Source organism: Brachybacterium zhongshanense, from assembly GCF_055385755.1.
Genome location: NZ_AP043790.1, coordinates 15,651 through 33,189, shown reverse-complemented (window position 1 = coordinate 33,189; position 17,539 = coordinate 15,651). Strand labels below are relative to the sequence as shown.

The window sequence follows — 17,539 nt, the reverse complement described above, 5'->3', positions numbered from 1 at the left end:
TGGAGGGCTGACCGGGCTAGTGAAGCTGGCATGAGGACGGAGCCGGAGATGATCGGACGACGCGCTGGGCTCCCGTTTCCTTCACCGGCCCCTGGCCGATCGCTCCGAGCTGTCCGTGGACCGACGAGTCGGCGCCACTGCCCCGGCTGAGCTGGCACGGTTCCGTTCGGCGCACGACAGCAGCGTCGATGCAGCTCGAGCAGCCTCTTCCCGTGGCGCCCGCTCTCCGGTGCCCGCTCTCCGGTGCCCCGACGGACATGTGGCTGTGGCTTCCATCCGTGGAAGCCACAGCCACATGTCCGTATCGGGCGCGCCGCATATCCGCATCGTCTGCGCCGCTGCCCGCCTGCCGCTATCGGCTTCAGAGTTGCCGATCTCCCTGCTACGGGCATTCCGGCTGCCGAAATCCCTTTTGCGGGCCTCCCCGCTACAGGCCGGACTCGATCACCACTCCCCCGCGGCGGCCGAGGTCGGCGGGCGAATAGCGCACGGTCAGGGGGCGGCCGACGGCGATGGTGCCGGGGACGGTGTCGCGGGCATAGCGGGTGCGTCCGTCGCGGTCGGTGAAGCTCACGGTGACGCGGGTGACGGGCTGGTAGTTCAGCGTGTAGCTCTTGGCGCGGGTGACGACGGCGCGGGCGCGCACCCCCTGACGCTGGGTGCGGAGGCTCGCGGTGGCCGTGCTCTGCCTGCGGGCGCGGTGGATCTCGATGGCGACGATGGCGATGAGACCGCCGACCGTGAAGACGACCGCGAGGATGTAGTTGACCGCTGTCCCGGCGGTGGCGCTGCGCGGGGACGGGCCGAGCGCGGTGATGAGCGCGGCGGTCAGCATGCCCAGCCCGCTGGCGATGAAGTAGAGCGGCAGGGCCCAGCGCAGCAGGAGCGGCAGGTCGCCGTCGCCGTCGACGAGGAAGCTGTGCACGAGCAGGCCGCCGACGACGTGCGGGATCGCGACGAACATCGACACGACCCCGACGACCCCGACGACCGCGGAGGCGGTCTCCCCCGTCTCGCCGGCGCCGCGGAGGAGGTCGACCTGGGTGCCGAGCTGCCCGAGCAGCGTCGCATTGCCGACGAAGGCGAGCAGCACCCCGAGCATCGCCATCGCATGGGCGAGGAGGCTGCGTGCACGGTTGGACCGCCACCAGCGGGAGTCGGGGTCGACGAGCGTCACGGGCGGCTCCTTCGGGATCGGGGAGATCCTAGTGGGGTGCGCGGGGCGGTGCCGACGGATGCTGCACCGCTACCCTGGGACCGCCTACGACCGCATGCGGTCGCATGGCCGCCCGATCCGCCCCAGAGACGATTGAAGGCTCCCCTGCACGATCACGCTCCCCTGATCCGTCGACGCGCGATCCTGTCGACCGGAGGAGTCGCGCTGATCGCCGGCGCCCTCCTGATCCCGCCGCCGCCAGCGAACACCCCGACTTCGCCGGTCCCTGTCGACCTGCGTGATCGCTGGGTGGAGATCATCACCGCACGGGCTCAGATCGACATGGGCGACGACCGGGTCCGCGCCCAGGTCGAGAGTCAGGATGACCTGGTCAGCTCCTACATGCGAACGAGCGCGAACGCCGATGGAGAAGCCTTCTTCCCCGGCTATGACCTCGCCGGTGACGACTCGGGGGCGTTCTCCGGCACGGCGAGTCGATTGGCGACGATGGCGCGCGCCTGGGTCACGCCCGGCTCGAGGTGGACGAACAAACGGTCTCTGGAGGAGCGGATCGTCGAGGGAGTCGAACGGCTCCTGGACAACGGCTATCGCGACGGCGCTCAATACTTCGACAACTGGTGGGACTGGGAGATCGGCACTCCCCGACCGCTCGCCGACGTCGCCTGCATCATGCGGGACACCTTGCCCTCGGCCCTGGTGCAGGACATGGTCAACGCGATCCGCTGGTTCATTCCGGACCCTCGTCGGAGCCAGATCACCGATTACCCCTCCACCGGGGCGAACCGCGTGAACACCTCCCGCGCAGCGTTGATCGCAGCGCTGGTCGAGGAGGACGACGAACGCGTGGCCGAGTGCATCGACGCCGTGGGCGAGTCCTGGCTGACCGTCGACTCGGGCGACGGGTTCCACGCCGACGGCGGCTTCATCCAGCATCTCGACAACCCGTATACGGGCTCCTACGGCGTGGAGCTTCTCCGCGATGCTGCACCTCTGCTCTCGCTCGTCGAGGAGAGCGACTTCGACCTCGTGGATCGCAGACCGCTGTGGGACCTCATCGACGACGCTTACCTCCCGGTGATGATCAGTGGCCACATCACTGACTCGCTGCGCGGACGCGCTGTCTCGCGGGTGTCGACGACGGGTTCCGTCAGCGGGCGCGTGCTCATGGCGGCCGTGATGAGACTCGCGCAGAGCGCACCGGACGAGCGGCAGACCTCCTGGCTCTCTCTGATGGCGGGCTGGACGCGAGCGAACGCCGGCACCGATCTGCTGGCCGGCCCCGACGTCCCAGGGGCTGTCCTGCTCCGAGGGCTCCGCGACATAGACGCCACGGCCGCTCCGGAGCAGGACTCTGTCTACTTCCCCTCCATGGATCGGCTGGTGCACCGCGGCGACGGGTGGACGGCTGTCCTCGCTATGGCGTCGAACCGCGTCGCCGCCTACGAGTTCTCCGAGCAGGAGAACGTCTGGGGCGCACGGACCGGCAACCACATGCGCTTCGTGTATGTCGACGACGATCCTCACCCGTATGACGACTACTACTGGTCGACGCTTGACTACACCCGTCCGCCGGGGACGACGAACCATCGTGTCGAGCTCGAGCAGAAGGTCGAGGCCGACGGCGGCGGAACACGGCTCGACAACGAGTGGACGGCCGGGCTCGTCCACGGGCGCATCAGCATCGCCGCGATGCATCAGGTACCTCTCGGGGAGGACGCGCCCGAATGCCGGCGGCTCACAGTCGGCACTCCTGCAGCGCTGGTGGAGATGGTCGCGGGGATCGTCACTGAGCATGGTCCGGCGTCGACCGCTGTGGAGTGCCGCCCGCTGGGCGACAGCACCTATCTGACGCTCAACGGACTGGAGGTGAGCAGCGAGGCGTCGACGTCTCGCCCGCTGTGGGCGCATCTCCCCGGTGTCGGTGGATACGTCTTCCTGACAGCCGCTGCTCTGAGCGCGACGATCTCCACACGCGTCGGCAGCAGTCGCAAGGTCCTCCGCACGGTCGCAGCCATCCCGGAGGACGATCTCCTCAGTCGGCAGTGGGCGACGCTAGCCCTCACCCACTCCAGCTCCGAGAGCGCCTCCGATGCCTGGGTCCTGCTTCCCGGCAGCTCTGCGGAGGAGACCCGCGCGTTCTCCGAGAGCCCGGAAGCCGGGGATCTCGGACCGCATGTCGTAAGCAACGACGCGACTGCCCAGGTCCTGCGGCTCGGCGACAGCATCGCCGTGGCAGCCGCCTGGGGTCCGGCGCTGATCGCCTGCGGCGGTTCGCTGCGCGTTCGCTGCACCCATGCTCTGCTGATGGCGGTCGAGCGCGACCGGAGCACGGTGAGCATCCGGGTCGTCGAGCCGACGCAGCACCGGCGCACTGCGACCCTGAGCATCTCGGGTTCCTGGTCCCTGAGCTCGACAGAGGGAATCCCCTCCTCCGAAGTCAGCTCGACCATCGACGATGACTTCACGACGATCACGATCCCCACAGAGGGACGCGACGGCGAAGCCCTCCTCCTGCGGTTGCGCGAGAGCTGACCAGGTTCCCTCCGCCCTCATCGAGCTCCAGGCTCCGGCCCGGAGACTCGACGGACATCAGCTCGGCAGGGCCCGCGATTTTTCCGGCATGCGTCCAGAACGTCACCGTGATGCTCTAGAGTCTTCCGAACACGAGAACGGTCCGGGCGGGGGTCCCGGCCATGAAAGGGGATCCCGTGCTCGTCCTTCCCAAGGCTCCGCCCGGAACGCATGCTCACACAGCGCGGAGAAGGGCCGTCCGTGGCAGGTGAAGGCAAGAACCGCTTCGGCCCGAACGCGTGGGCGACTGACTATCCGCCGGTCCTCCTCGTCGGAGATCTGCCTGAGCATCTCGATGTTCTGCGATGGCGCGAGAACGTCTACCTCGTAGGGCAGAGCCACTCCCCCGCACGGCTGGGCCACGGCCTGAGCGCGTTGCATCTGGACGGCGCCGGAGTGTTCGGCGGCCGCTTCTGCACGAGCCCATCGGACCTGCCCGATGATGAGATGACGCGCGAGGACCTCATCCGTCGCTTCGGCGGAGAGGCCCGTGGTGCCATGGCGCTGTACGCAGCAGACTCCCGCACCGGCGAGCTCCTCCTCCTGCCGGATCAGATGAGCGCGGCCGTCGTGTTCGTCTATCGCTCCCCCTCCCTGGCCGCATGCTCGACGAGTCTTCGCGCGCTCGCCAGGACGCTCCGAGAAGTCGGCGTGCCCCTCACGAAGAGCACGGACTTCTTCATGGAGCTGCTGGCATCCGAGGCTGGCGGGCACACGCCCTCGCCCTACGAGGAGATCGAGTCAGCTCCGCTGCACTCGTACCTGACGATCTCTGCACGCGGCATCGAGATGCACAGGTACCCGACCTTCGCCGACCTCTACCAGCCCGACATCGACTATCGCGAACAGCTCGACCTGGCCGCCGAGGAGATCGTCGAGAATGCCGCGCTCGCCGCTGCACAGCCGGGTACGCGCACCAGCCATCTGACCGCCGGGGCCGACAGCCGACTCGTCGGTGCGGCGCTGACGGCCGCCGGTGTCGATTCCTCCTTCGTCTTCTTCTGCGGAGAGAACGCTGTCACCCGCGAGCAGGACATAGCTCGCCGCATCGCCGGCCACATGGGGTGGACAATGACGAAGCATCCCGGGACCAGCTCCGCGTTCCGGATCGCTGGTGACATGCAGAAGCGGCTCGCGACCCTGGAGGCCTCGGAGGGCGTCAAGTCGGTCGGGCAGCACGAGGGGTCCCTCCGCGCGGAAGGTGTCGTCCTGACTGGGTACAACGGCGAGGCGATCCGCTCGTTCTACTCCCATCGGGTCGAACAGGTCTCTCCCGGCGAGTTCTCCGCCGACGCCTACATGCGAGCTGTCTGGCCGGAGGCGCTCTGGTCGCCCGATTCCGGGCTGGGCCACCCTGAGGTCCTCGCGTCGGTCCGCAGCGCGATGGACCGAGATGTCAGTGCGGCGAGAGACGCCGGCATCCCGACCCAGACGATCGGCGATTATCTCTACTTCAAGGCCCGCAACCGATACTTCGCCTGGCATTCGGCGATGGAGGCCAGCCGTTATCGCGCTCAGTTCACGCCGCTGTACTCCCCGGCGATGGTCCGGTTGGCCATGTCCGTGCCCCTTGCGGACCGCGTGACCGGCCGCATCACCTTCGACCTGTTCCGCCTTCTGGCACCGAAGGCCCTCGAGGTGCCGTTCGACTCGATGAAGTTCTCCGGTGAGGTCCGCGCTGAGTGGGAGCAGCTGCCGCTGAAGAAGCTCTCCGAGGTGCCCGAAGCGGTCTACGACCGCCGCACCCCTCCCCGCCCCGCGCAGACGTTCAGCCGGTTGGCCGTACCAGAGATCACCTCAGCGCACATCGCTCGTGCTCGAGCGCTCACCGGTGTCACCGCGGCCGATCTCGCGAGTGAGGAGCTGTACCGGCGGATCGTGCGCGATCTCGCCCGCCGGGCGAAGTCCCCCGTTCTGGACGCACTCCACCCTGAGCGACTGCGGCTGCTGACCAACCGTGCTCCGAACACGCGGATCAAAGTGCGCCTGCTCGGTCGCCTGGTCGCCTACCTGCCCTGGTACAGCGATGCGCCATGGTGAGCCTTCTGCCCTCCTCATCGCGGCGAGGCTCACGTCGCACCATCTCACGTGGTCAGCGCACCATTGCTCATCGCCTGCACGGACCAGGCCACGATTTCGCAGGACCTCACCACCGCCGATCACGCGTTTGCCCGTACGATGTGTGAAGCTCCCAGGCGCGATTCAGCCTGCACACATCCCTGTCTGCCTGCACCAGAGGAACCGATGGCCAACCCTCGCTACCCGCGCACCAATCCGAAGAGCGGGCTCGTGGAGGAGTGGGACGACCACTTCGAAGTCCCGTCGGTGCGCCAGCGCTCGATCAACGCGCTGCGGTTCAACGGACAGACGACCGCTGTCCACCAGGTGCCTCTCGAGAACGGCCTGACACTCGACTTCTTCGCCCGCCTCGGCCGCTCGGACGAGCTGGTGCTCACCTTCCATGGCGCATACCGCAAGGACAAGTACCTCTACCCCAGGTTCGAGCGGGTGAAGTCCCTCGAGGACGTGTTCCCGGCGCACATCGCCGTCGCCGATCCCACGCTGCGCCTCGATCGTTCCCAGAAGATGCTGCTGAGCTGGTATCTCGGCGGACCAGGGTGGGATCCGATGGACGACATCCTCAAGGTCGTCAACCGCGCGAAGGGGAGGACCGGCGCCAAGCACGTACTGTGCATCGGCGGGTCCGGCGGCGGCTTCGCCGCGCTGAGGATCTCTGCGCACATCTCCGGTTCGATGGCGTACGTACAGGCTCCAGCGACGGACATCCACAACTGCTTCCCGACAGCGAAGAGCAACTACTTCGGGAAGGTCTGGCAGGGCTGGGACGCCGATCTCCTCCTCGACGCCTTCCCCGAACGGTTCAACATGCCTCGCCTCTACCGGCGACGGTCGCCGGACAACTTCGTCTACTACGCGCAGAGCACGCGCGACCCCCACTACATCACCACCCACTTCGAACCGTTCAGGGCTGCGCTCGGAGCAACGCCGACCAATGACACGGAGCCCAAGGGCAAGCGCTGGCTGGCTCTGTACGACGGGATCAAGGAGGGCCATGGAGCCATGACGCCTCCCGAGTTCCACGAGCACCTCGGTCGCGCGTTGTCCTGGTGGCGAGCACGGCGCCCTCAGCACGGCTGAGTCCGCCTCCGACGCATCGACCCTGGATCCCCTCTCCCGAATCCCCATCTCTGCAGGAGAACATGTGACCGCGAAGAACACTCTGAACACCGTATGCGTCGTCGGCCTGGGATACATCGGCCTGCCGACCGCAGCGGTCCTCGCCCAGGCGGGGAAGCGAGTGATCGGCGTCGATCTCCAGGAGCGCACTGTCACAGCAGTGAACAGCGGTACGGTCCCCTTCGTCGAGGAAGGGCTCGAGACCGTCGTCGCCGGAGCGGTCGCCCGAGGCCTGCTGAGCGCGCAGAGCACCACTCCGGCGGCGGATGCCTACATCATCTCCGTGCCGACCCCTTTCAAGGCCGATCATCTGGCCGATCTCTCCTACATCGAGAGTGCAGCCCGGGCGATCGCACCGCATCTCGAGGGCGGGGAGCTGCTGGTCCTCGAGTCGACCTCCCCTCCCGGGACCACAGAGCACATGGCATCGGTGATCCTCGACGAGCGCAGGGACCTCACCGATGATCCTGGGCACCGGCACTCCGTGTACTTCGCCCATGCTCCGGAGCGCGTGCTGCCCGGCCGCATCATGATCGAGATGGTCGACAACGACCGCATCATCGGCGGCACGACGTCGGAGGCCGCTTCACTGACCAAGGACCTCTACGGGTCGTTCTGCCGCGGCGAGCTCCTGCTGACCGATGCACGCACGGCGGAGATGGCCAAGCTCACCGAGAATGCCTTCCGTGACGTGAACATCGCCTTCGCGAATGAGCTGTCGATCATCGCGGACAAGCTCGACATCGACGTGTGGGAGCTCATCGAGCTGGCCAATCACCATCCGCGGGTCAACATCCTCCAGCCGGGCCCCGGTGTGGGTGGTCACTGCATCGCGGTGGATCCGTGGTTCATCGTGTCTGCTCAGCCGGAGTCCGCTCGTCTCATCGCCACCGCGCGGGCTGTGAACGACTCCAAGCCCGATGTCGTGCTCGCGAAGACCCTCGAAGTCGCCGAGCGTTTCAAGGCCCCCAAGATCGCTGCCCTCGGTATCGCGTTCAAGGCGAACATCGATGACCTGCGGGAGTCCCCGAGCCGAACCATCGCCGGCCGCCTCGCGGAGTCGCTGGACGATGGGACTGTCCTGGTCGTGGAGCCGAACGTGGACACTCTGCCCGCCGAGCTCGAGGCCATGGATAACGTACGGCTCGTCGACCTCGATGATGCTCTGGACGAGGCGGACATCGTTCTGCTGCTCGTGGACCACACGCCCTTCAAGCAGGTAGACCCTGATCGCCTGCGCACCAAGATCCTGATCGACACGAAAGGACTGTGGCGATGACGCTGCGAGTCTTGATCTACGGGTCGTGCGTGACGCGCGATGCCGTCGAGTTCTGGGACGCTGAACAGCTGGAGATGGCTGGCTACGTCGCTCGTCAGTCCCTGATCAGTGCTGCGGCTCCGCCGAGCGATGCTGAGCAGTTCCGACTCAGCCAGATCTCCTCGTCGTTCCAGCGACGAATGCTTCGCGGCGACGTCGAGTCCTCGCTCCTGCCGACGCTCGAGGAGTGCAGGGACGACTACGACGTCATCCTCTGGGACCTCACGGACGAGCGCAATGGCGTTCAACAGCTGCCAGACGGCGGCTGGGTCACTCGCCTCCGCAACTTCCAGAAGGAGCAGCTGTTCCGGGGATCGCTTGGCGAAGTCCTCGCACCTGGGACGCCCCAGCACTCGAGAGCATGGAACTTGGCTCTCGACACCTTCCTCGCTCGGCTGGACTCGCTGGGCGTTCTCGACCGGCTGGTGCTCAACGACACGCGCTGGGCTGTCGCTGACGACTCCGGACAGGCCTTCACCGAGCAGGACCTCTTCCTCAACGCTCAGCTCGAGAGGATGTCCCGGTCGATTCAGGCGGCCGGAGTCCCCGCTGTCTCCCCTGATCCCCGTGAGGTGGTCGCCTCGACGCACCACAAGTGGGGCCGGGCTCCATTCCACTACGTCGACGGCACTTACACCTCGATGACCGAACGTCTTCTCTCCGTCACCTCACCTCTCCGACGAAGCCCCGGTAAGCAGTAGTCACGAATCCGCGCTGGTTTCCAGGGGGTCCGGGATCCAGCGCTTCCGCCCCTCAACGCTCCCCGATCTGATTCCGGCGGAGCAGATCCAGGAGCCTTCCGATGAAGAACAGCCAGATCGCGTCATGGCCCGATCTCAGCCAGCCCTTCTTCTCCCTGTCGAACAGCCTGTGGGCGCTCGTTCCGCTGGAAGCCTGGCGACGCGGACTCAGCGTCACCCTGCGTCCGGACGCCCGCTATACGATCTCCGATGGGCTCACAGAGCACACCTTCTGGCAGACTCGCCTCACCGGGCAGCGCCATGACCAGCTTGCTCATATGCTCGACGACAAGCATGCGACCAGGGAGCTGCTTCTCGAGGCAGGGCTGCCCGCCCCCAAGGGCCACAGCTTCCGCGGCGAGATAGATCAGAGGGCCGTTCAGGACTACGCCGATTCCCTCGGCTACCCCGTCTGTCTCAAGCCCAATGCGTGGGCGAAAGGACGCGGAGTCTATCCGCGCCTGGAGACCCGAGAGGAGCTGGCTTCAGCGCTGAGGACTCTTGTGGGCGACCTGGGATGCGATGATCTCGTCGTCGAGCAGCACATCAGCGGTGATGCGCTGCGCCTTCTCGTCGTCGGGGGCAAGCTCATCGCCGCAACGCGCGCCGAACCTGCCAACGTGGTCGGCGACGGAACCTCGACCATCAGCGAGCTCATCGAGGCCAAGCGCGAGATCCGGCGCGGCAATCCCCACCTGCGGAACCATTCGCTGGCTGTCGACGCCGACACCGAACGCATCCTGGGGACCGTGGGGCTCAGCCCCTCGTCCGTCCCGGCCGAGGGGCAGTCCGTCTATCTCCGCGAAGCAGCCAACCTCGCTCAAGGCGGCGACAGCTGGGACGTCACCGACGTCCTTCCCGCCGAGATCGTGCAGGTCGCGGTCGACGCAGTCGACGCCATCCCCGGTCTTCAGCACGCAGGCGTCGATCTCCTGGTGGAGGACCACACCCGCGCCGACAGCGCAGTGTTCATCAACGAGATCAACCCGTCCGCGGGGCTCGGAGGCCATCTCTACCCAGCCGACGGGGAACAGCGCTCAGCACCGACCGCAATCGTCGAGCACTACTTCCCCGGTACACGCCGCCGCGCAGGTTCCGACAGATGGTACTTCCCCCTCAACACCGTGTCCCGGGTGCTCGCCTCTCGCTCGGCAGCCGCTGTGGAGGTGCCGCCGATGCCTGAGATGTCCACACCGACATGGCTGACACTTCGCGTGAAGGTGCCTGCTCGCTCCTTGGTCAAGCTGCGTTCGTCTCTGTTCGGAAAGCTCAACAGGACGGCGGCGCATGCGGAGATCGAACGGATCGATGGCGACCACTTCGACGTCGCCCTCGCGGGCGATGAGAATGACGTCCTGAACGCCTCCCGGCTCATCCGTCGCGAGGCTCAGGCCCTCAACGGCACCGCGAAGATGGCGTCTCGTGCCGCGCGTCCGGCAGCGGTCGGTGTTCGGATGGCCTGAGCGTCACCCAGCCGGGTCCACGCGCACTCCCACCCAGGTCTCGAGAGAGCAGTCATCTCGTCCTCCAGCTCGGTTCACCTTCGACGAACCGCCGCGCAGAACCTGCCAGCGACTCGACAGCCATCGCCAGCAGCGCACCGCATCGCCACCATTGAGCACACCTCTCCAGGAATGGACAGCAGCCGTGAGCATCACCGTCAATGCGAAGACAGGCCTTCGCGAGTCCCACCACGACTACTACAACCTGCCGATCGTGCACCAGAAGGGACTGGGCAGACTCCGCTTCGACGGTCAGCTGCGAGCCGTGCACACGGTCCCCTACCGTCAGGGGCTGACACTGGACTTCTACTCGCGCCTGCAGCGCTCCGATGAACTGATCGTCACCTTCCATGGGGCGAACGACCTGAACAAGAACATCTATCCGATGTTCGCGCGCGTGAAGAGTCTGAAGACGAAGGCTCCGGCCATGATGTCATTCGCTGATCCGACGATGCTCGTGGACAAGGAGCGGAAGATGCTCCTCTCCTGGTACCTCGGCGGGCCCGGTTGGGATCCGCTGCCTGCCATCCTCTCCGTCATCCGCAAGGCGCAGGGCAAATGCGGCGCGAAGCACGTCGCGTTCCTGGGCGGCTCAGGAGGCGGGTTCGCAGCTCTGCGCGCATCAGCGATGGTCCGCGGGTCGATGGCGTTCGTGCAGGACCCGCAGACCAACATCGCGAAATACTCGAAGCGGGTCTCCTCCACCTACTTCGAGACAGTCTGGAAGGGCTGGAGCTCATCCAGCCTGATGACGGCCTTCCCCGAGAGGTTCGATATGACACGCCACTACCGTGTCGCACAGCCGGAGAACTTCGTCTACTACGCACAGAACGCCACAGACACAGTGCACGTCAACAACCATCTCGCGCCATTCAAGGAGGCGTGCGGGATCACCCGAGACGACCCGGTCATCCGCGGGCAGAAGCGCGTAATAAACGTCTACGACGGAGAAGTCTCCGGGCACGGGAAGATCACCCCCGACGAGTTCGATCGCTTCTACGCGGACGCAGTCTCCGAATGGCGTAGATATAGAGAGCGACTCCGCTTCTAGTTACATTTGCCCTTGAAGTCCCCGACGGTATACCGAGATGAGCTTCCAGGGTGGAAGTCGGTGCATCCGCCGCGACACCGATTATCGGCCTCTTCAGAGTTGAGTGTGGGCGCACCGGTGGTGCGGGGTAGCCGGGGGTAGGCGTCGGGGTCCCCGATGATGAGCGGACTTCTACCCCCGCTGATCTCAAGGACCTCGACGATGATCAACTCTACGTGCACCTGCCCTGACGCGCTCGATCGCTGCGAGAGATGCGACGTTCTCCTGGACTTCCCTGGCCTCCACCTCGTGGCGGTCGTCAAGGCCCGGGCCGGGCTGGTCCTCGAGGCCGAGTCCTGCGATCCGGTGACCGGATGCCCTGGTTGCGGGGTCATCGCCACTGGTCACGGACGGATCGTGGTCGAGGTGATCGATGCGCCCTGGGCCGGCAGGCCGGTCAGGATCCGGTGGCGGAAGCGCCGCTGGATCTGCCTCGAAGACGCCTGCACGGTGACGACCTTCGTCGAGCAGAACCCCGGCCTCTGCGCTCCGCGGGCTCTGCTGAGCGTCCGCGCGGTCCGGTGGTCGATCGGCCAGCTCCGTTTCGAGGGAGCAACGATCCAGGGTCTCGCCCGGCAGCTCGGCACGACCTGGAACACCCTCTGGGCGCAGGTCCGTCCCGTCCTCGCGCGAGCCGCTGATGATCCGGTCAGGTTCGAGGGCGTGCAGGTCCTGGGCGTGGACGAGCACGTCTGGCACCATCGCGATCCGCGGCGGCGGGGCCCGAAGGAGCTCACCGGGATGGTCGACCTGACCCGCACGGCTCACCCGACCGCACGGCTGCTGGACCTCGTCCCCGGCCGTTCCGGGACGGTCTATCGCGACTGGCTCGACGAGCGCGGCGAGACGTTCCGGAAGCAGGTCGAGATCGCGACGCTGGACCCGTTCCAGGGATACAAGAACGCGATCGATGACCGGCTCGAGGATGCGACCTGCGTGCTGGATGCGTTCCATATCGTGAAGCTCGCCGGTGCGGCGGTCGATGACGTCCGCCGCCGGATCCAGCAGGAGACCCTCGGCCACCGCGGCCGCAAGGGAGACCCCCTCTACGGGATCCGACATCTCCTCCGCGCCGGGCGGGAGCGCCTCACCCCACGCCAGAAGACCCGTCTGGCCAGTGCGTTCGCGGCTCATCCTGATCATGTCGCGGTCGAGGTCGCCTACCGGTGCGCGCAAGACGTCAGGGACGTGTTCCACCAGTCGACGCCCTCGCAGGGGCGCCGGCTCGCGGAGAAGCTGATCGCGTCGTTGGCATCCTGCCCAGTCCCGGAGATCGCGAGGCTGGGGCAGACACTACGGCAGTGGCGGACCGCGTTCCTGGCCTACTTCGAGACCGACGGCGCGAGCAATGGCGGCACGGAGGCCATCAACGGGATCATCGAGCTCGGTCGCCGCATCGCGAGAGGATTCCGCAACGTCGACCTCTACCGCCTCCGAATGCTCCTCATCGCCGGAGGCCTCGACGCATCACCCCACACTCAACTCTGAAGAGCCGATTATCGCCGCGGCGGTAGCCCAGGGCGCCGATAGCCCTGCACAGATCGAACTCCGTGCCGAAGAGGCGGGCAGAGTACATCGGCTGCAGGTGCAGCAGTGCCCGGCCCGCAGGCACCTGGCAGGAGCGACGCCGTCCGCTCGGCGCATGGTTGCGCCCCCAGCCATTGACGGCTCTTCACAGATGACGGTGTAGTTCGGTTCTGAATCCTCCGGTGTCCAGTAGGGCGCGGATGACGTAGTGGGCAAGGTTGCGGAAGCCCAGAGCGGTGCCGCGGAGGTGTTCGAGTCGGCCGTTGATCGCCTCGGTGGGGCCGTTGCTGGTGCCGGGGTGGTCGAAGTAGGCCAGCACGTCCAGGGCCCGCCGTTTCAGGGTCCGGCCGAGGGTAATCAGCTCGGTGAGCTGCTTGGGCACCCCCTCGGTGAGGTCGTCGATCACCGCCTGCAATGCTTTCTTCCCCGCGGCGCGGTCTGGATTGCGGTAGGCGGCGACGATGCGCTGGTAGATACCCCAGGTCGCTTCGACCTCGGCGTGCTCATCACTGGCGAACACGGCCTTCAGGCGGGTGATCTGCTTGTCGGTGAGCAGGTCCGCGCCGGTGTGCAGCACGCGGCGGATCCCGTAGAGCGGGTCCCCGGACCTGCCCCGATGGCCGAGGGTGGCCTGTTGGACGCGTTGGCGGCACTGATCGATCTTCTCGCCGGCCAGGGCGACGACGTGGAACGGGTCCATCACCGATGTCGCCTCGGGCAGCTCCTCGGCGGTGGCGGTCTTGTAGCCGGAGAACCCGTCCATCGCGACGATCTCGACTCCGTCACGGAACTGGGCGGTCTGGCCGTCGAGCCAGGTCTTGAACACTTTCTTCGAGCGTCCCGGGACCATGTCCAGGAGCCTGGAGGGGCCGGTGCCGTCGCGGATCGGAGTCAGGTCGATGATGACGGTGACGTACTTGCTGCCCCGACGGGTGTGGGACCACACGTGCTCGTCCACGCCGATGACGCGGACCCCGTCGAGGCGGGTGGGATCGTTGATCAGCAGCTGCTGGCCGGTGGCCAGAATCGCATCGTTGGCGGTGTTCCAGGCGACTGCGAGCCCGGCGGCGATCCGGGCGACGGACAAGCGATCGATCACCACGCCCTTGAGCGCCCACAGCGCGGCGTGCCGGGAGAGGACAGCGCGGGGCTCGGCCGCGGTCGAGGTGTCCTGACGCCACACGCTACGGCAGTCCGGGCACCGGTAGCGGCGCACCCTGACCTGCAACATCGTGGGCCTCCAGCCCAACGGGACGTGGGCGAGGCGACGGATGACAGTTCCACGGGAGACGCCCTGCTGACCGCACTGGTGGCACCAGTTGTCCGGGTCGAGCACGCGACACTCCAGCACCGATCGGTGCGGCTCGATCCGCTGCCCGGTGGCGGTCAGGCCCAGCCGGTCGAGCTGGCAGAAGGTATCGAGATCGGGCGCGGTGAAGGTAGCGTTGGGCACGTCGAGGTCTTCCAGATGGTGAGCGTAGGAACTTCCATCTTCGGGAGACCTCGACGTCTATCCCCGGACCGACGCGCCCACACCACCACCGACCGCTACACCCTCATCTGTGAAGAGCCCCATTGACGCACGTCGGGTAAGAAGAGTTACGAACAGGACACGGTTGCAGTCAGTTCCCACCTCCCGGGACCATCGACCACTCGCACGCCCAATCTGTCCGATATCAATTGATCATGACCACCAATGACAATCATATCCCGTCAGCGCAACCAACCGAAGACCGACTCGAGGATGCTCGACTGAAAAATGCATCGTTCTATGGCGATGAGGCGGACGCTTTAGCCTACGCCGCCGACCAGAGCGCCATACGTTGCGAGACCTGCTTCGCAGTGTTCTACCCAGTAGATGATGTGGCAGATCTGGGCCATCAGTGCCCAGGAAAATGAATCAACCGAGTTCCGATGCTGCTGCTTACACCCGAGAGGATGGGCAGCGTTCCGGAGAAGATCGGCTCTTCGCCGCCGAGGTAGTAGATGTGAGGAGATTGCTGGGCGCGTCGGTGCAGCGATAGCCGCAGCGGTTTCCCGAACGTGGGACTTTTGCGCTCTCTATCAAGAAGCCCCGCACGGTACGGGAGCCTGAGCTACTGCGAGGCGATGGTAGCCAATCGGCGAGCTGACAGGCGCCGGAGGACTGAGACGAACAGGGACCGTAAGCGCGACACCTGGTCGGGTCACGATTCGGTCGCCTTCCGGTCTCAGTGCGTGCTTCAAGGACCATCGGTGGCCGGAATGTCGGCATTGGTCGGTATATAGGCTCTTCACAGATGAGGGTGTAGCGGTCGGTGGTGGTGTGGGCGCGTCGGTCCGGGGATAGACGTCGAGGTCTCCCGAAGATGGAAGTTCCTACGCTCACCATCTGGAAGACCTCGACGTGCCCAACGCTACCTTCACCGCGCCCGATCTCGATACCTTCTGCCAGCTCGACCGGCTGGGCCTGACCGCCACCGGGCAGCGGATCGAGCCGCACCGATCGGTGCTGGAGTGTCGCGTGCTCGACCCGGACAACTGGTGCCACCAGTGCGGTCAGCAGGGCGTCTCCCGTGGAACTGTCATCCGTCGCCTCGCCCACGTCCCGTTGGGCTGGAGGCCCACGATGTTGCAGGTCAGGGTGCGCCGCTACCGGTGCCCGGACTGCCGTAGCGTGTGGCGTCAGGACACCTCGACCGCGGCCGAGCCCCGCGCTGTCCTCTCCCGGCACGCCGCGCTGTGGGCGCTCAAGGGCGTGGTGATCGATCGCTTGTCCGTCGCCCGGATCGCCGCCGGGCTCGCAGTCGCCTGGAACACCGCCAACGATGCGATTCTGGCCACCGGCCAGCAGCTGCTGATCAACGATCCCACCCGCCTCGACGGGGTCCGCGTCATCGGCGTGGACGAGCACGTGTGGTCCCACACCCGTCGGGGCAGCAAGTACGTCACCGTCATCATCGACCTGACTCCGATCCGCGACGGCACCGGCCCCTCCAGGCTCCTGGACATGGTCCCGGGACGCTCGAAGAAAGTGTTCAAGACCTGGCTCGACGGCCAGACCGCCCAGTTCCGTGACGGAGTCGAGATCGTCGCGATGGACGGGTTCTCCGGCTACAAGACCGCCACCGCCGAGGAGCTGCCCGAGGCGACATCGGTGATGGACCCGTTCCACGTCGTCGCCCTGGCCGGCGAGAAGATCGATCAGTGCCGCCAACGCGTCCAACAGGCCACCCTCGGCCATCGGGGCAGGTCCGGGGACCCGCTCTACGGGATCCGCCGCGTGCTGCACACCGGCGCGGACCTGCTCACCGACAAGCAGATCACCCGCCTGAAGGCCGTGTTCGCCAGTGATGAGCACGCCGAGGTCGAAGCGACCTGGGGTATCTACCAGCGCATCGTCGCCGCCTACCGCAATCCAGACCGCGCCGCGGGGAAGAAAGCATTGCAGGCGGTGATCGACGACCTCACCGAGGGGGTGCCCAAGCAGCTCACCGAGCTGATTACCCTCGGCCGGACCCTGAAACGGCGGGCCCTGGACGTGCTGGCCTACTTCGACCACCCCGGCACCAGCAACGGCCCCACCGAGGCGATCAACGGCCGACTCGAACACCTCCGCGGCACCGCTCTGGGCTTCCGCAACCTTGCCCACTACGTCATCCGCGCCCTACTGGACACCGGAGGATTCAGAACCGAACTACACCGTCATCTGTGAAGAGCCGGTATATATGTGGCATGACCAGTGACTTCGAGACCATGACTGACGACGAGCTCGACGACATCGGCATGTACCGGTGTGCGTGCGGGACCCCCGTGTACCCGGCCGGCGACGGCGAGCCGCACTGCAACCTCGACGACGACCGCAGCTAGGCATGCTGCCTTTGACTGGCGTCCTGCCCGTACCGCCCCGGGTGCGTCCCTTAGCGTGGTGGCAATCCCGGGGTGGCGTGGAGCTGCTGGTAGGCGATGAGGGGTCATCGCGGGACCCCCAAATCGACCAAGAAATAGGGACCCGCGATGACCCATCACCAATCTGCCTTGTCTGCGCTCGTCAGTGAACTCTTCCAGGACCCCGACCTCGCCCACGAGGAGCTGTTCCGCCGGCTCCTCCAGGCCAGGCCCCAGGACCCCATCGATGCCTACGGCGAGATCCTCGGCGACACCACCGTCACTGCCGCGATGCTCGACCGGCTCCTCCACCGCTCCGTCGTCGTCACCCTCGACGGCACCTTCTACCGTCTCCGCAACCACCACGCCGCCGAAGCAATCCGCCGCGCCACCACCGGCACCAACCTCGGCTAACCTGACCCCGCGACCCGGGGAACTTCACCGAGCAACTCTGGGGAAGAACGATGAGCGCCATCAGTGTTCGAGGGCCACGTCCCGGCGGTTCCTCCGCTCAGCAATCTGCACGGCCGTCACCCCCGACGCCGTCTT

General features: G+C 66.4%; 13 protein-coding genes and 2 pseudogenes. 13 read left to right on the top strand and 2 right to left on the bottom strand.

The annotated features are described in order from the left end of the window. Positions 1-427: 427 nt before the first annotated feature. Complete coding sequence (locus ACZ5AJ_RS00125; protein WP_464136092.1) at positions 428-1,177, bottom strand: hypothetical protein; 750 nt, start codon at positions 1,175-1,177, stop codon at positions 428-430. A 132-nt stretch (positions 1,178-1,309) separates the two neighbouring features. On the opposite strand from ACZ5AJ_RS00125, the gene ACZ5AJ_RS00120 reads away from it, so the two are divergent. The 8 genes from ACZ5AJ_RS00120 to ACZ5AJ_RS00085 all read left to right on the top strand — a co-directional run bounded on the left by ACZ5AJ_RS00120 (position 1,310) and on the right by ACZ5AJ_RS00085 (position 13,084). Continuing rightward, positions 1,310-3,709 carry a polysaccharide lyase family 8 super-sandwich domain-containing protein gene (locus ACZ5AJ_RS00120; protein WP_464136091.1) on the top strand — a complete coding sequence of 800 codons (2,400 nt, stop codon included), beginning with the start codon at positions 1,310-1,312 and terminating at the stop codon, positions 3,707-3,709. Positions 3,710-3,949: 240 nt separating this feature from the next. Beyond that, positions 3,950-5,788: a hypothetical protein gene (locus tag ACZ5AJ_RS00115; RefSeq protein WP_464136090.1), complete on the top strand. Its 1,839-nt coding sequence runs from the start codon at positions 3,950-3,952 to the stop codon at positions 5,786-5,788. A 204-nt stretch (positions 5,789-5,992) separates the two neighbouring features. Next, the gene (locus tag ACZ5AJ_RS00110) at positions 5,993-6,907 is read left to right on the top strand and encodes an alpha/beta hydrolase (RefSeq protein WP_464136088.1); all 915 of its coding nucleotides are present in this window, start codon (positions 5,993-5,995) and stop codon (positions 6,905-6,907) included. A 64-nt stretch (positions 6,908-6,971) separates the two neighbouring features. Further along, on the top strand, positions 6,972-8,225 hold the full coding sequence (wecC, locus tag ACZ5AJ_RS00105; protein WP_464136087.1) for a UDP-N-acetyl-D-mannosamine dehydrogenase: 1,254 nt from the start codon (positions 6,972-6,974) through the stop codon (positions 8,223-8,225). Beyond that, the gene (locus ACZ5AJ_RS00100; protein WP_464136086.1) at positions 8,222-8,965 is read left to right on the top strand and encodes a DUF6270 domain-containing protein; all 744 of its coding nucleotides are present in this window, start codon (positions 8,222-8,224) and stop codon (positions 8,963-8,965) included. Before wecC ends, ACZ5AJ_RS00100 begins: the two co-directional genes overlap by 4 nt. 101 nt (positions 8,966-9,066) lie before the next feature. Beyond that, positions 9,067-10,467 carry a hypothetical protein gene (locus ACZ5AJ_RS00095; protein ID WP_464136085.1) on the top strand — a complete coding sequence of 467 codons (1,401 nt, stop codon included), beginning with the start codon at positions 9,067-9,069 and terminating at the stop codon, positions 10,465-10,467. 184 nt (positions 10,468-10,651) lie between these two features. After that, the gene (locus tag ACZ5AJ_RS00090; RefSeq protein WP_464136084.1) at positions 10,652-11,557 is read left to right on the top strand and encodes a hypothetical protein; all 906 of its coding nucleotides are present in this window, start codon (positions 10,652-10,654) and stop codon (positions 11,555-11,557) included. 201 nt (positions 11,558-11,758) lie between these two features. Beyond that, complete coding sequence (locus ACZ5AJ_RS00085) at positions 11,759-13,084, top strand: ISL3 family transposase (RefSeq protein ID WP_464136083.1); 1,326 nt, start codon at positions 11,759-11,761, stop codon at positions 13,082-13,084. A gap of 184 nt (positions 13,085-13,268) precedes the next feature. Here ACZ5AJ_RS00085 and ACZ5AJ_RS00080 read toward each other — a convergent pair whose 3' ends face one another. Then, positions 13,269-14,576 (bottom strand): ISL3 family transposase, encoded by a 1,308-nt coding sequence (locus tag ACZ5AJ_RS00080; protein WP_464136081.1) that lies wholly within the window; start codon positions 14,574-14,576, stop codon positions 13,269-13,271. 233 nt (positions 14,577-14,809) lie between these two features. On the opposite strand from ACZ5AJ_RS00080, the gene ACZ5AJ_RS00075 reads away from it, so the two are divergent. From ACZ5AJ_RS00075 to ACZ5AJ_RS00055, 5 genes and pseudogenes are all read left to right on the top strand, one after another. Continuing rightward, entirely contained in the window at positions 14,810-15,022 is a 213-nt protein-coding gene (locus ACZ5AJ_RS00075) for a hypothetical protein (RefSeq protein ID WP_464136082.1), read from the top strand. A gap of 487 nt (positions 15,023-15,509) precedes the next feature. Further along, positions 15,510-16,817, top strand: a complete 1,308-nt coding sequence (locus ACZ5AJ_RS00070; RefSeq protein ID WP_464136081.1) for an ISL3 family transposase — start codon at positions 15,510-15,512, stop codon at positions 16,815-16,817. 20 nt (positions 16,818-16,837) lie between these two features. Beyond that, a complete protein-coding gene (locus ACZ5AJ_RS00065) occupies positions 16,838-16,972 on the top strand; it encodes a hypothetical protein (protein WP_464136080.1) in 135 nt (44 codons plus the stop codon). A gap of 147 nt (positions 16,973-17,119) precedes the next feature. Then, positions 17,120-17,254 (top strand): annotated as a pseudogene (locus ACZ5AJ_RS00060) (IS256 family transposase); the annotation flags it as partial. Then, positions 17,231-17,404 (top strand): annotated as a pseudogene (locus tag ACZ5AJ_RS00055) (ATP-binding protein); the annotation flags it as partial. The pseudogenes ACZ5AJ_RS00060 and ACZ5AJ_RS00055, both read left to right, overlap by 24 nt. Positions 17,405-17,539: the final 135 nt, after the last annotated feature.